Genomic DNA, 13,697 nt, shown 5'->3' with positions numbered 1-13,697 from the left:
CGGCTCAGCCCCCCTGCCGGGGCGTCACGATCTCCACCCGGTCGCCCGCGGCGAGCCGCAGCCCGTTGCGCGCGGCGGCGGGCACGAAGGCCTCGTTCACCGCGGTCGCGACCCTGGCATCGCCATGGCCCAGTTCAAGAAGGAGCGCGCCGAGCGTCTCGCTCGCCGTCTCGCGTGTCTCGCCGTTCACGGTGATCTTCATTGCAGGAGCTCCACGGGTTCGCCGGACAGGAGGTGGTCGGCCGCCATTCGCGCCAGAACCGGCGCCATCAAGTAGCCGTGGCGGTAGAGGCCGTTGAGGAAGAGCGTGCCGTCGCGCCGGATGAGGCGCGGGACGTTGTCGGGGAAGGCGGGCCGAGCATCGGTGCCGATCTCGAGGATCTCCGCCTCGCCGAAGGCCGGGTGCAGCGCATAGGCGGAGCTGAGGAGTTCCAGGACCGAGCGGACGCTCGCGCGCCCGCGCTCGGCGCTTTCGATCATCGTGGCGCCGAGCATGTAGACCCCGTCGCCACGGGGGACGAGGTAGACCGGGATGCGCGGGTGGAGGAGCCGGATCGGGCGCGAGAGGGCAAGGTCGGGGAGGCGCAGCACGAGCATCTCGCCCTTCACGCCGCGCAGTTCGGGGAGCGCGTCGCGCGCGGCGAGGCCCCGGCAGTCGATGCGCTGGCCCTCGGGCGCGGTCTCCGCGTAGGCAACGCCGAGCGCCGTGGCACGGGCGCGCAGGGTGGAGAGGGCCACGCGCGGCGTCAGATGCGCCTCGGCCGGGAAGAAGAGCCCGCGGTGGAAGCGGCCATCGAGCTCGGGTTCGAGCGCGGAGAGCTCCTCGCCGCCCATCCACTGGTGCTCCCGCGTCCGGGCGGCGAAGCGGTCGAGCTCGGCGCGGTCGCGGCCCAGGGCGAGCACCAACGTGCCGCGGCGGATGACCTCCACTCCCTGTGCCGCCCACCAGTCGGCGGCGGTCTGGCCGAGCCGGATCACCGGCTCTTCGGCCGTCTCGCCCTCACAGAAGGGGGCGAGCATCCCGCCCGCCCACCAGGAACAGGCATGGGGGCCCGGTTCGGGATGGGGATCGACCAGCGTCACCCGCGCGCCGCGGCTCGCGAGTTCGACAGCGGTGCACAGGCCCATGACCCCGGCGCCGAGGATCGTGTAGCCGCTGGTTGTAGGCGTCCGCATCGTGCTTCCTCTCTTCGAGAACCGGCGGGGGGTTCAGAGGAAGCTCCGGGGCCACGACCGAGAGATCGCGCTCCCTTGCTGCTCTCCGTTCCCTACGCCGGTCCTAGCCGGATCAGGTTCGATGGGTTGGCGCCTGGCCTCTCAGCCCCCGGGAAGGGGCACCCCAACGGAATGGCTCATGGCTAGCAGCCGGACGGCGCGACGGCAAGGGGCTCCCGCGCCCTCTGCGCCATGACAAGCCAGGTCCATGCATCCAGCGAAAAACAGCTTAAGCTGTTTAATCCATAAAAACGGTGTAATCTGGTCGTTCCCCCAAGGAGAAACGTCCGATGCAATTCATCCGTGCAGGATTGTTGAGTATTGGCCTGCTGGCGCTGTTTCCCACCGACGCGAGGGCCCAATGGACCGTGTCCTCGCCCAACGGCTCGATCAGCATTTCCGTCAACCGCAGTTCCGCCGGCGCCCTGAGCTACTCCGTCACGCAGGGCGGCGCCGTGGTGCTCGAGAACTCCGCGCTGGGCATCAGTACCAGCATCGGCGATTTCTCGAGTGGTTTGAGCTTCGTCAGCCGAGGCAACACCGTCATCAACGAGAGCTACTCCCTGCCCGGCCGGAAGAAAGCGAGCTACGTCAACAGCGCCAACGAGGCGGTGCTGCGCTTCTCGAAGGGCGGTCAGGAGTTGCAGCTGGTCGTGCGCGCGTATAACGACGGCATCGCCTATCGCTATCGCGTTCCCGGAAGCGGCTCACTCACCATCTACGGTGAAAGCAGCGCTTTCAACCTGCCGGACGCGGCGACGGGTTACGCACAGTCCTACGTGTCGAATTACGAAGGCTACTATACGGCGCGCAGCAGCTTCATCACCGGCAATTTCGGCATGCCGGTCCTGGCAACGGAGGGCAATCGGTGGCTCCTGCTGGCCGAAAGCGACATCGGGGGGAACTACCACGCGGCACAACTGTCCGGCGGCAGTGGAAACAATCTGCGGGTGGTCTGGCCGACCGCGACGAGTGTGAGCGCGTCGCGGCAGTTCAATAGCCCATGGAGGCTCGCGGTCATCGGGTCGCTCGCCAACATCGTGGAGTCGACCCTGGTCGAGAATCTGAGCACACCGTCCCAGCTCGCCGACACCTCCTGGATCCAGCCGGGCCGTGCCGCCTGGTCATGGAGAGCCGGCGGGAATCAATCGGATTACAACACGCACGTCGCGTTCATCGACTCCGCCGCGTCGATGGGCTGGGAATACTACCTGGTTGACGACGGCTGGCAGGAAAGTTGGGTGCCGTCGCTCGTCAGTCATGCGAACGCGAAGAACGTCGGCATCTGGCTCTGGGTGAACGACGAGGACGTCAAGACCGAGGCGCAGATGCGCACGCTGTTCAGCCGCTGGGCGGGCTGGGGCGTGCGTGGCATCAAGGTCGACTTCTTCGACGGCGATTCCCAGGTCACGATGCAACTCTACGAGAAGCTCGCCCAGGTCGCGGCCGAGTACCGGTTGCTCGTCAATTTCCATGGGTGCACCAAGCCGAACGGTCTCGGCCGCAAGTGGCCCCACGTCCTCACCCAGGAGGGCGTCTTCGGCGCGGAACAAGGAGAACTCTCCGCGGCGCACAACCTCTCGTTGATCTTCACCCGCAACGCCATCGGTCCCATGGACTACACGCCCGGCGCCTACTCGAACTCCGGCGGACAGACCACCTGGGCGCATCAGACGGCGCTGCTCGTCCTGTTCACGTCCTATGCGCAGCATTACTCCGACCATGGGGCGATGTACCGCAACAGCATTGCCCGGGAGTTCTTGCGCGCGCTTCCGTCGACCTGGGACGACACACGCCTGCTGGAGGGAAATCCGAGCCAGTACGCCACGCTCGCGCGCCGACGGGGAGAGGACTGGTATGTCGGCACGATCGTCAGCGGGACGGGCAGGACGGCGACGATTCCCTTGCCGTTCCTGACCGCCGGCACGAACTACACGGCGCACATCTATCTGGATGGGACCTCGGACAACGACATCGCGTACCAGGTCCAGTCGGTGACGAGTACCAGCGTTCTCAACATTCCCCTGAGAGCGAACGGCGGAGCGGCGATCCGCATCACGACCCAGAACGTGCCAGTGGTTCCGATCGCCATCTACAAAATCATCAACCGGCAGAGCGGCAAGGCGCTCGCCATCCAGAACGCCTCGAGGTCCGACACCGCGGAGGCCCTTCAGTGGGACTACGTCGACAGCACCACCAATGATGAATGGCGCCTGGTCGACATCGGCGGCGGATACTACAACCTGGTCAATCGCAACAGTGGCAGGACACTGGACGTCAGCGGCGCCTCCACCACGGCGGGAGCGCACCTCATCCAGTTCACGAGCCGAGGTAGCGCCAATCAGGAGTGGCAGCTCGCCGACGTGGGCGGCGGTTACGTCCGGATCGTGAGCCGGAGCAGCGGCATGGTCGCCGACGTGGCAGACAACGCGACGACCAATGGCGCACCTGTCATTCAATGGCCGTGGAACGGTGGCACCAACCAGCAATGGCAATTGGTGCAGGTCGGCAGCAGTCCCTAGCGGACTGCCAGCCGTCATGCAGGGCGCCTGCCTCCAGCCTCCATACCGGGGGCAGGCAAACCAGGTCCTTCGCCACCTGGGCAGGTGTATCCCTCCGAGCACCAAGGGCCAGGGGCCGCCGGAAGAAGTTGTCAGGAATGAATTCGGGCTGCGTCTTTCCTCGATGAAAGGAGCGGTGACCATGACCCCGGTGACGAAGCAGAGCCCGATGAACCTCGAGTCCCACGACAATACTGACACTGGCATCGACGCGCTCCCGCGTACCAGTCTGGATTCCGCTCTGGACCTCCTGCTCGGCGGCCTGGAGCCGCTGGGCGGCCACCCCCCCGGACCCTGAACCCTCCGCGTCCTCATCTCGCGACGAGGTACGGGATTCATGGGGCCGGTTTCCGAAAGGGACCGGCCTCTTGCTTTTCCGGATCCCCCCTCGCAACACAATCTCAACAGTGCTCCATGCCGGAGTAGCCCAACCTGGTAGAGGCCCCAGATCGAGAGTCTGGTGGTTGCGGGTTCGAATCCCGCCTCCGGCACTCGCAGTCGAAACACACGCCGCGGTAGCCCAACCTGGTAGAGGCACTGCGTTCAGAACGCAGGGGTTGCGGGTTCGAATCCCGCCCGCGGCACTCCCCAACACGCCCAGCCGCTGTCGGTTGCAATTAGAAGGGGCTGGCGGCTTTGACAGGTTCCGCTCGGCCTCCTTATCCTCCCAGGATGCGGAACAGGCTCCGGCGCATCATCGCCGCCACTCTCTCAGCGTGCGCCCTGCTGGGGGTGCTGCTGGTGATGAACTTCGCTTCCATCTTCCTGTGGTCGATCACCCCCCGGACACCCTTCAACGAGGCGCATCCCCCCGCTCCGCCCGATTACACCCTGCCCTCCGCCTGGAGCGCACTTCCCGAACTCGAGGACCTCGCGGACACGGTGCTCCCGTCGAGCCCGGGCCTCGAGCAAGCCCAGGCGCCCGTGGATGTCTTCTACATCCATCCCACCACGTATGTCGGCGCCGAGTGGAATGGCCCTGTCGATGATGTCCCCCTCAACACGGCGACCGACCGGGTGGCGACACTCATTCAAGCAAGCGCCTTCAACGCCTGTTGCGCCATCTACGCGCCCCGCTACCGGCAGGCGAACCTGACCGCCTTCACCAGACGGAGTGAGGAGGGTCTGGCGGCGGTGGACCTCGCCTACCAGGACGTCGCCGCGGCGTTCCGCTACTGGCGGGAGAAATACAATCACGGACGGCCCTTCATCCTCGCGGCACACAGCCAGGGGACCGTGCACGCCAGACGCCTCCTGCGTGAGGCCGTGAGCGGGACGCCGCTCCGGCACCAGCTCGTCGCCGCGTATCTCATCGGGATTCCGATGCCGGAGGGTTCGCTCCGGCAGAGCCTTCCCGACATTCCCTTCTGCGCGGCACCCGAGCAGACCGGATGTCTCATCAGCTGGAACGCACGCAGTGCCGGCTACACGGAGCGAATCCAGGTGCGGGATTCCGTCACGGACACGGCCTCCACGGGGGACCGCTCCCTCTGCGTGAATCCCCTGACCTGGCGTCACGACACGGAACCGGCCCCCCGGGAGCGAAACGAAGGAGCCGTGTTCCTCGAAACAACCCCACCCCAGGTGATGCCAGGGCTCACCGGTGCGCACTGCAAGGAGGGGAAGCTGGAGGTCCTCATCGGCGAAGACCTGCCACGGGACTTCATGAGCCGGCTGCTCGACCATGCGCTGGGCCAGGGCAACCACCATCCCGTGGAGTTCCAACTCTTCTACATGAGCATCCGCCGCAATGCATCCGAGCGGGTGGCGGCGTTCCCGCGCACGGGCGCCACCACGAACCCACGGAGTGCCCCATAGTCAGCGAGGTCAGCGCACCTCGAACTCGTAGATGCGCGTCGCCGGGTCGCCGTTCTGGGTCGGGGTGGTCACGTTGAGCTTGATGTAGCGCGCCGAGGTGGCGCTGATCGCGTGGGTCGAGGTGTTGGCGGTGTTGTTGGTCACCGTCACCGGGGTGCTCCAGTTCGTGCCGTTGCTGGAGGTCTGGATGGTGAAGGCCTTGGTGTTCCAGGTGCTCGATTCGCCGCCCGCGCCGGCATGCTTGACCACGAAGCTGCTGACCGTCTGCGCCGAGCCGAGATCGACCTGCAGCCAGGACGAAGAGGTCAACGAGCAGAACTTGTCGGTGCCACCGCCGGAGACGCTGCCGTTGACCGCCTTGGCTGGCGTTTCGCTGCTATTGCAGGGGCTGGAGCCGGTCGCCGGTTTATTGAGCGCCAGGTTGATGTAGCCGGCGCCGACCGAGACGGTCTGGGTCTTGGTGTGGCTGGCGCCGCCGTTGTCGGTCACGGTCAGGCTGACATCGTAGTTGCCGGCACTCGCGTAGACATGGCTGGGGTTAGTCGCGGTCGAGCCGCTGCCGTCGCCGAAAGTCCAGCTGCGCGAGGCGATGCTGCCGTCGCTGTCGCTGGAGGAGTCGCTGAAGATCGCGGTCAGCCCGCTCACGCTGAGGCCGAAATTGGCCACCGGAGGGGTGTTGCCGCTGACCGCGGTGTTGATCGCCGCCGCGTACTGCGCGGTCGTGCCCTGCGACCAGCACTTCTGGATATCGTCATACAGCCACATGAAGCCGCCGCCGATGCCAGCGCTCGCCTTCCAGTTGCTCATCTTGCTCTGCACCGTGGCCGGACTGTCGCCGCTGCCGCAGCCGGAGCCGTGGCGCGACCACAGGCCCGGATCGACGGTCATGCCCATCGCGGTGTTCCAGCTCGCCGGGTTGTTGCCGGCGCCTCCGTCGTACACCTGCAGGTAGATGTTGTCGACCGCGCTGCCGAGGTTGTTCTTGAGGCTCCTCCAGAAGCTCTGATTGGTGTAGGGCGCGAAGGTGATCTTGTAGCCCAGGCCGATCAGCATCTGTCCGAACTGGGTGGTCGGGGTGAGATCGTAGGCGCTCTCGTCGTCGAAGTTGACCGCGTCGGCACCAGTGACGGACTTCAGCACCTGGAAGTTGCGGTACAGGATGCTGTTGCTGCCGGTGCCACAGACGATGGTGCTGCCGCAGCCGGCGGCGGTGCCGTTGACCAGCCTCGCCATGCGCTCGAAATCGGGAACGCTCCAGGCGCCGGTCGACACTTCGATGCGCTTGACCGAGGTCGGCGCGGTCTTGAGCGTGGCCAGCCGCGTCGGCCAGGCCGGGTCGCCGATGTAGGCGCCGTTCTTGACCACCGGGATGTCGTTGTAGACCAGGTCGCCGTTGTCCTCGATGTGGAAGCTCCACAGCATCACGGTGGTGAAGCCCGAGCCGCGCAGGTCGTCCATCACCGCGGTGCCGCCGGAATAGAACGGACCGCCGCCGTAGACCATCGAATCGGCATGGGCCGCTGGCGCGCTCGCGGCCAGGGCGAGGGCGGCGAACGCCGGCCAGGCCTGGCGGGTGGGATGGGGGCGGGACGAGAGTTGCTTCGACTTCGGCATGGTGTGAACCCCTGGAAAAATTGGAAAAAATGTTTTACCAGGTTTCCTCGCAGAAGGGGACAGAGGAGATGCCGCGGGAGCTAGTTCTCCAGCATGAACTCGCGAAGGAACTGCGTGACGAGCTCCGGCTTCTCCAGGGTGACCGAATGGTCCGCATCGGGGATGCGCCGGAAGGTGAGGTCGTGCACGTACTGCTCCAAACCCACCTGGCCAGACGGCAGGAGATAGGGGTCCATCTCGCCGTGGATGAAGAGCACGGGCAGGTACACCTGAAGCTGCCACGGCGCCAGCCCGTCCACCAGGTTGCTGCCCCCCTTGCTGCACTGGCCATCCGGAGGACCGATCTCCGCCGCCCGGTAGTAGTTGAGCCCGCCGGTGGTGGCGCCCGGCTGCTTCCAGGCGGCGATGAGCTCGGCCTCGTCCCTGGCGGAAATCTGCGCGCCCAGCTGCCGGGCGGCCTCGATCATCCCCTGCCGCCCGAAGGCATAGTCATCGGCCATGATGAAGGACTCGGCCTCGGGCGAGCGGAAGAGCAGCATGTACTGGCTGGCCTGCTGCTGCTCGGCGTTCTCACGCAGATCCCGGTTGAGGAGGGCGGGATGCGTGATGTTGATGGTGACGAACCGGCGCACGTACTCGGGATGGCGCAGCACGAAGCTCCAGCCCACCAGCGCGCCCCAGTCCTGCGCGACCAGGGTGAACTGCTTGAGCTTCAGGTGGTCCGCCAGCGCGCGGATGTCCTCCACCAGGTACTCGATGTGGTACGACTCGACGCCGGCCGGCTTCGAGCTCAGGTTGTAGCCACGCATGTCCGGGGCGATGACCTGGTGGTCCTTGCCCAGATCCTTGAGCAGCTTCTTCCAGATGCCCCAATACTCGGGAAAGCCATGGAGGAAGAGGATGGGTTCACCGGCACCGTGCTTCACGTAGTGCATGCGGATGCCGTTGATGTCCGCGTACTGGTGTTCCACGAGGAGACCCTCTTGGTCCTCTTCTGGAACGAGGGAGGGCCCTGCTTCGGACCCTTGCTCCGCGAGGTGCGCCGCACCGGCTCCAGCGTCCGTGTCAGGAGTGCTCCACACCACCTCACTCGGGGCCTCCGCGAACGCAGGCGTGGCACACACGAGCCAAACGGCAAACAGATCAGACATTCTCAAATTCATGCCCCCCTCCTCGGTTTGAAACACCGCGGGGAACTCCAGCCCGACGATGACTGGAGTGGCCACCGCGCTCGAGACAGACATCGAGCAGCCTACAGGTAGAAAACCTGAACAATTGAAGACTTCATGAGGCCTCTGTTTCGCCAAAGACTCACTGGCGCATGGAGGCGATATCCTCCGCACACGAAAATGCAATCTTGGACAAAAATGCCATCCGAGCCAGCCAGACGCTGTGACCCATTTCACACGCGCGGGGTGCGTACGCTCACAGCACTATCGGAAGCGGCGGGAAGCGAACCCGCCGCTGGAACTCACCCGTGACGGAAGCGGGGGCCCTCGGTCGTCTGGCCAAGCGTGAAGCGCAGCGTCTCCTCCAACAAGGGGTGAAGGAAGGAGAACCCCTGGCGCATGGCCACCCGTGGCAGGACGCGCGCGCCGCCCAGCAGCGTCGCCTCCCCCATCTCCCCGAAGAGCGTGCGCACGGCGGCGCCGGGCAGCGGAACCACCGCCGGCCGCGACAGCACCCGCCCCAACGTCCGGGCGAACTCCTCCTGGCGCACCGGCGTGGGCGCCACCGCGTTCACCGTCCCCCGCAGCTCCGGCGTGAACAGGGCGAAGTTCACCAGCCCCAGCACGTCCTCCAGCGACACCCAGCTCATCCACTGCTGGCCCGTGCCGATGCGCCCTCCGGCTCCCGCCTGGAAGGCCGGCAACATCTTCGCCAGCGCGCCCCCTCCCGCCCCCAACACCACCCCCAGCCGCAGGTGCACCACCCGGATGCCCGCCGCCTCCGCCGGCGCCGTCGCCGCCTCCCACTCGCGCGTGACGTCGGCGAGAAAGCCCGTGCCCGGCGCGCTCGACTCCGACAGCTCCTCGTCTCCGCGATCGCCGTAGAAACCCACCGCCGACGCGCTCACCAGCACCCGCGGGGGACGCGCCAGCCGCGCGAGCGACTCGCACAACACCCGCGTGCCCTCCACCCGGCTGCGGCGGATGAGCTCCTTGCGCTCGGGCGTCCACCGCCCCTCGGCGATGGGCGCTCCGGCCAGGTGCACCACCGCGTCCACTCCCTCCAGCGCCGCCACGTCCATCTCCCCGAGCCCGGGCGCGAAGGCGATGTCCCCCGCCTCGGGCTGGCCCCGCACCAGCCGCCGCACCCGGTGGCCCCCCGTCGTGAGAAAGGGCCGGAGCGCGCTGCCCACCAGTCCCGACGCGCCACTGAGCGCCACCGTCAGCCGGGGCTCGCCCGCGAAGGCCGCGTGCCTCCGGACATCCGCGCGCGTCACCGCGTGGCGGTAGGCGAACATCCGCTCCAGCCGGTACCGCGCGTAGCCGCCCCCCGCCACCCTCCCGAGCACCCCTACCGGCAGCGCGTACTCCACCTCGTCCTCCAGCACCGCGCCGCCCGCCGCCTCGTTCCACATCCGGTGGGTGTGCACCCAGCGTGAGAAGGGCCCCGACTCCTGCACGTCCTGGAAGAGCGAGCCCGGCACATACCGCGTGTGCCGCGCCGTCCAGGGCAGCGACACCGGCCCCACCTTCATGCGCAGTTGGATGCGCGTCCCCTCGTGGATGCCCTCGCCCTGCTGGGTCACCACCTCCACGGGCTCCCAGGGAGGCGTCAGGCGCTGGAAGGCTCCCTCGCGCGCATGCCAGGCGAAGAGTTCCTCCGCGCTCACCGGCACCTGACTGCGCGCCTCGAACACCTGCGACTTGCCCATCGTCCCCTCCGGAGGCCAGATTGCGCCCGACTGGAATGCTTACCTCGGACCTCCTCATACGGGCAGTGGAATTGCTGCGGCGCGGCGGTGTCATCGCCTTGCCAACGGAAACCGTCTACGGCCTGGCCGCCAACGCCGAGGACGAGCTGGCCGTGCGCCGCGTCTTCGCCATCAAGGGCCGCCCCGCCACCCACCCGCTCATCGTCCATGTGGCCGACGCCCAGGCACTCTCCTCCTGGGCCCGCCACGTCCCCGAGGAGGCCTGGCGCCTCGCCGAGGCCTTCTGGCCCGGCCCCCTCACCCTCGTGCTGCCCCGCTCCTCCCGCGCCACGGACGCGGTGACGGGTGGACAGGACACGGTGGCCGTGCGCGTCCCCCACCACCCCCTCGCGCGCGCGGTGCTGGAAGCGCTCGGCGGAGGCGTGGCCGCGCCGAGCGCCAACCGCTTCGGCCGGGTGAGCCCCACCACGGCGGAGCACGTGCGGGCGGACCTCGGCGCGGACGTGGACCTGGTGCTCGACGGCGGCCCGTGCACGGTGGGCGTGGAGTCCACCATCGTCGACCTCAGCCAGGGGGAGCCCGCGGTGCTGCGCCCCGGGGGCCTCGCGGTGGAGGAGGTTTCGCGCGTCCTCGGGCGGCCGGTGCCGGTGCGCGTCTCGTCCACGGTGCGCGTCTCGGGCAGCCTCGCCTCGCACTACGCGCCCCGGGCGGGTGTCGTCCTCGCCGAGCCCTCGGAGGCCGCCGCGCGCGTGGAGGCCCTGCGCGCCCGGGGCCAGCGCGTGGGCGTGCTCGGCCCACCGGGACTGGCGCTTCCCCCCGGCATCCCCCGCTATGACGTCCCGGAGGAGCCCTCCGCGGCGGCACGCGTCCTGTACACGCGGCTGCGCGAGGCGGACGAGCAGGGCCATGACGTGCTGGTGGCCTGCCTGCCCCGGGCCGAGGGTCTGGGCCTCGCCGTGAGGGACCGGTTGAGCCGCGCCGCCGCGCCTCGGACTCCAGGCGAGTAGCATTCCTGCCCCGGCCGCCGATTTCTGGCTCCGGACTCACTGCCGTAGAGTGCGCGGGGCTCCACTCCCGGAGCCCCCTCGCCGCCCTCCCCAGGAGCCAGCCCCGTGAACCGGCGCCTCGTTGGCCTGCTCGCCGCCTTCTGCCTGATCTCCGCCTGCAAGAAGGACGAGTCCGTGGGCGGGCTCGAGCCCATCTCCCGTCCCCGCTCCATCACCCAGCGCCCGCCCTCCCAGGCCCCCGCGCCACCAGCGCCGGTGGATCCCTCCAAGGTGCTGCTGCGCTGGAAGCTCGACGCGCCCACCGCCTACCAGCTCACCCTGTCCGCCGCCCCTGGCGCCGCCCCCGCGCCCACGCCCTCGGCCGCGAGCAAGAAGAAGACCCGCGCCAGCAAGAAGGGCCGCAAGCGCGCCGCGCCCACCACCTCCGAGGAGAACTCCGTCACCCCCGCCGCCCAGAACGCCACCTTCTTCCTGCTGCGCGGGAGCGAGCCCACCGCGGGAGCCCTGCCCTTCGCCCTCATCCCGGAGGCTCCAGGCGGAGAGACGCAACAGGGACGAATGAGCGAGCGCGGCTTCGTGCTGGAGGGCCTGTCCGGGGCGATGCGCAACCTGGCGGTGATGGTGCTGGAGCTGCCCGTGGACCCCGTGGGCCCGGGCTCCGCCTGGGTCCTGGCAACGGACCTGGTGGACATGAACGATCTGCCCGCGGGCTTCCGGCAGAAGAACACCCAGCACAAGAGCGAGGTGAGGCTCACCGCGCTCACGCCCCTGGCGGATGGCGAGCAGGTGGCGACGCTCGAATACGAGCTGCTCGAGAGCGTCACCGGCCAGCAGGGCCGGATCAAGGGCAAGCGGCGCGCGCACTCCCACGCGCACGAGAACGAGCCCCTGTCCGTGAAGAAGAAGGCGCGCGGCAAGGCCGCCAAGGCCCCCGAGTCCCCGCCGGAGCTGTCCGCCGAGGTGCGGGTGAATGGCCGGGGGCAGTTCCTCGTGAAGGCGGGCCGGTGGCGCTCCTGGGAGGCCCGGATGACCACGCGCACCGACGGGCTCACCCTGCCGGGCCTGCCGGCGGGCGAGCGCGTGCTGAGCCTCAAGCCGGTGGAGCCGGTACCGCCGGAGCTGCTGCAACGCCAGGCGACGAAGTAGCCGCCGACTCGCGCACGAGCCGCACCACCGCGTCCACCCAGGCCGGGTGGGCGTTGAGCGAGGGCACGAGCGTGAGCGACTCCCCGCCGCTGGCGAGGAAGCGCTCCTTCTCGCGCACCCCCACCTCCTCCACCGTCTCCAGACAGTCGGCGACGAAGGCGGGGCACATCACCGCCAGCCGCTTGATGCCCCGCGCCGCCAGCTCCGGCAGCACCAGGTCCGTGTACGGACTCACCCAGGGCGTGCGGCCCAGGCGGGACTGGAAGGACACGCTCCAGCCGTCGGCGGGCAGCCCCAGCCGCGCGGCGAGCCCTCGCGCCGTGGAGTAGCACTGGGCGCGGTAGCAGTGGCGGTTGGCGTCCGTGAGGGCGTCGCAGCACCCGGCCGAGGCGAGGCAGTGCTTGCCGGAGGGATCGCTCTTGCGCACGTGCCGCTCGGGCACGCCGTGGAAGCTGAAGAGGACGTACTCGGCCCGGGCGTTGGAGATGACGGGGCGGGCCACCTCGGCGAAGGCGTCCAGGAAGGCCGGGTGGCTGTGGAAGGCGGGCACCGCGCGCACGTTGGGCACGTCCCAGGACTGGCTGAGCACCTCATAGGTGCGCGCCAGCGTGGAGCCCGAGGAGGACGGGGCCTCCTGGGGGTAGAGCGGCATCACGGTGAAGTCCGTGACGCCCCGCGCGCGCAGACGCGCCACCGCGTCCGGCAGGGAGGGGTTGCCATAGCGCATGGCCAGCTCCACGGCGTACTCGTCGGCGAGCCGTCCGGCCACCGCGGCCGCGAGGGCGCGCGAGTGCACCAGCAGGGGCGAGCCCTGCTCCATCCACACGGTGCGGTAGGCGTGCGCGCTCCTGGGCGAGCGGAAGGGCAGGATGATGAAGTTGAGCAGCAGCGAGCGGCCCACGGGGTGGATGTCCAGCACGCGTGGGTCGCTGAGGAACTCGCGCAGGTAGCGGCGCACGGCGCCCGTCTCGGGGGCGTCCGGCGTGCCCAGGTTGACCAGGAGGAGACCCTTGAGTGGCATGGCGGAAGCTCAGTGCAGCGAGTGGGGCTGGGTGAGGGCGAACTCACCGATGCGGGCCTCGAACTGGCGGCCATCGGGACGCACCAGGGTGTAGGAGCCCCGCATGGAACCGAAGGGCGTGCGCAGCTGCGCCCAGCTCGTGTACTCGAAGCGCTCGCCGGGCTCGAGCCGGGGCTGCTTGCCCACGACGCCCTCGCCCCGCACCTCCTCCACCTTGCCGCTGGCGTCGGTGATGACCCAGTGACGGCTGCGCAGCTGGGCCGGCTCCTGGCCGGTGTTGGTGATTTCCACCGTGTACATGAAGGCGTACTGGTGGGAGTCCGGGGAGCTGCGCTCCGGCCAATAGGAGGGCTTGACGGAGACGCGAATGCCTTCGGTGGTCACGGAGGACATGCCCCCACCATTGGCTCGCCGGCCCCCCGGACGCAAGACAA

At 68.6% G+C, this 13,697-nt stretch carries 11 protein-coding genes, 2 tRNA genes and 1 riboswitch; of the genes, 6 read left to right on the top strand and 7 right to left on the bottom strand.

The genetic code is table 11. The features are described 5' to 3' along the window. Positions 1-4: 4 nt before the first annotated feature. On the bottom strand, positions 5-202 hold the full coding sequence (gene thiS, locus F0U63_RS10895; RefSeq protein ID WP_002628643.1) for a sulfur carrier protein ThiS: 198 nt from the start codon (positions 200-202) through the stop codon (positions 5-7). Beyond that, positions 199-1,176 (bottom strand): FAD-dependent oxidoreductase, encoded by a 978-nt coding sequence (locus tag F0U63_RS10890; protein ID WP_395845821.1) that lies wholly within the window; start codon positions 1,174-1,176, stop codon positions 199-201. The genes thiS and F0U63_RS10890 overlap by 4 nt, the downstream gene beginning before the upstream one ends. Before the next feature lie 72 nt (positions 1,177-1,248). Beyond that, positions 1,249-1,352: riboswitch (TPP riboswitch) on the bottom strand. A 153-nt stretch (positions 1,353-1,505) separates the two neighbouring features. Here F0U63_RS10890 and F0U63_RS10885 point away from each other — a divergent pair. From F0U63_RS10885 to F0U63_RS10870, 4 genes are all read left to right on the top strand, one after another. After that, positions 1,506-3,737, top strand: a complete 2,232-nt coding sequence (locus F0U63_RS10885; protein WP_395845820.1) for a glycoside hydrolase family 97 catalytic domain-containing protein — start codon at positions 1,506-1,508, stop codon at positions 3,735-3,737. A 455-nt stretch (positions 3,738-4,192) separates the two neighbouring features. Further along, positions 4,193-4,267: transfer RNA gene (locus tag F0U63_RS10880), tRNA-Leu, on the top strand. A gap of 18 nt (positions 4,268-4,285) precedes the next feature. Next, positions 4,286-4,360 (top strand) — tRNA-Leu (locus tag F0U63_RS10875). Between the two features lie 88 nt (positions 4,361-4,448). Then, positions 4,449-5,594, top strand: coding sequence for a DUF3089 domain-containing protein (locus F0U63_RS10870; RefSeq protein WP_395845819.1), 1,146 nt, complete (start codon positions 4,449-4,451; stop codon positions 5,592-5,594). Positions 5,595-5,603: 9 nt separating this feature from the next. Here the strand turns inward: F0U63_RS10870 and F0U63_RS10865 are convergent, their stop codons facing one another. From F0U63_RS10865 to F0U63_RS10855, 3 genes are all read right to left on the bottom strand, one after another. Beyond that, the gene (locus F0U63_RS10865) at positions 5,604-7,208 is read right to left on the bottom strand and encodes a PKD domain-containing protein (protein WP_395845818.1); all 1,605 of its coding nucleotides are present in this window, start codon (positions 7,206-7,208) and stop codon (positions 5,604-5,606) included. Positions 7,209-7,288: 80 nt separating this feature from the next. Continuing rightward, positions 7,289-8,179 carry an alpha/beta fold hydrolase gene (locus F0U63_RS10860; RefSeq protein ID WP_395845817.1) on the bottom strand — a complete coding sequence of 297 codons (891 nt, stop codon included), beginning with the start codon at positions 8,177-8,179 and terminating at the stop codon, positions 7,289-7,291. 500 nt (positions 8,180-8,679) lie between these two features. After that, on the bottom strand, positions 8,680-10,089 hold the full coding sequence (locus F0U63_RS10855) for a TIGR01777 family oxidoreductase (RefSeq protein ID WP_395845816.1): 1,410 nt from the start codon (positions 10,087-10,089) through the stop codon (positions 8,680-8,682). Between the two features lie 35 nt (positions 10,090-10,124). Between F0U63_RS10855 and F0U63_RS10850 the strand changes: the two genes are divergently transcribed. Together F0U63_RS10850 and F0U63_RS10845 are read left to right on the top strand one after the other, a co-directional pair. Then, positions 10,125-11,096 carry an L-threonylcarbamoyladenylate synthase gene (locus tag F0U63_RS10850; RefSeq protein WP_395848353.1) on the top strand — a complete coding sequence of 324 codons (972 nt, stop codon included), beginning with the start codon at positions 10,125-10,127 and terminating at the stop codon, positions 11,094-11,096. A gap of 105 nt (positions 11,097-11,201) precedes the next feature. Next, positions 11,202-12,242 carry a hypothetical protein gene (locus F0U63_RS10845; RefSeq protein WP_395845815.1) on the top strand — a complete coding sequence of 347 codons (1,041 nt, stop codon included), beginning with the start codon at positions 11,202-11,204 and terminating at the stop codon, positions 12,240-12,242. Here F0U63_RS10845 and hemH read toward each other — a convergent pair. Both hemH and apaG read right to left on the bottom strand, forming a co-directional pair. Continuing rightward, complete coding sequence (gene hemH / locus F0U63_RS10840; RefSeq protein WP_395845814.1) at positions 12,187-13,263, bottom strand: ferrochelatase; 1,077 nt, start codon at positions 13,261-13,263, stop codon at positions 12,187-12,189. The genes F0U63_RS10845 and hemH overlap by 56 nt on opposite strands. Positions 13,264-13,272: 9 nt before the next feature. Continuing rightward, entirely contained in the window at positions 13,273-13,656 is a 384-nt protein-coding gene (gene apaG, locus F0U63_RS10835) for a Co2+/Mg2+ efflux protein ApaG (RefSeq protein ID WP_395845813.1), read from the bottom strand. Between the last annotated feature and the right edge of the window lie 41 nt (positions 13,657-13,697).

Origin of the sequence: Cystobacter fuscus, from assembly GCF_044360685.1 — a bacterium.
Lineage (GTDB): Bacteria > Myxococcota > Myxococcia > Myxococcales > Myxococcaceae > Cystobacter > Cystobacter fuscus_C.
The sequence above is the reverse complement of the archived record's forward strand: the minus strand, read 5'-3'. Positions and strand labels throughout refer to the sequence as shown.

What these genes read in the sequence shown, in the direction of transcription:
- thiS (WP_002628643.1), bottom strand. Translation starts at nt 202, where the DNA reads ATGAAGATCACCGTGAACGGCGAGACACGCGAGACGGCGAGCGAGACG.
- F0U63_RS10890 (WP_395845821.1), bottom strand. Translation starts at nt 1,176, where the DNA reads ATGCGGACGCCTACAACCAGCGGCTACACGATCCTCGGCGCCGGGGTC.
- F0U63_RS10885 (WP_395845820.1), top strand. Translation starts at nt 1,506, where the DNA reads ATGCAATTCATCCGTGCAGGATTGTTGAGTATTGGCCTGCTGGCGCTG.
- F0U63_RS10870 (WP_395845819.1), top strand. Translation starts at nt 4,449, where the DNA reads ATGCGGAACAGGCTCCGGCGCATCATCGCCGCCACTCTCTCAGCGTGC.
- F0U63_RS10865 (WP_395845818.1), bottom strand. Translation starts at nt 7,208, where the DNA reads ATGCCGAAGTCGAAGCAACTCTCGTCCCGCCCCCATCCCACCCGCCAG.
- F0U63_RS10855 (WP_395845816.1), bottom strand. Translation starts at nt 10,089, where the DNA reads ATGGGCAAGTCGCAGGTGTTCGAGGCGCGCAGTCAGGTGCCGGTGAGC.
- F0U63_RS10850 (WP_395848353.1), top strand. Translation starts at nt 10,125, where the DNA reads ATGCTTACCTCGGACCTCCTCATACGGGCAGTGGAATTGCTGCGGCGC.
- hemH (WP_395845814.1), bottom strand. Translation starts at nt 13,263, where the DNA reads ATGCCACTCAAGGGTCTCCTCCTGGTCAACCTGGGCACGCCGGACGCC.
- apaG (WP_395845813.1), bottom strand. Translation starts at nt 13,656, where the DNA reads ATGTCCTCCGTGACCACCGAAGGCATTCGCGTCTCCGTCAAGCCCTCC.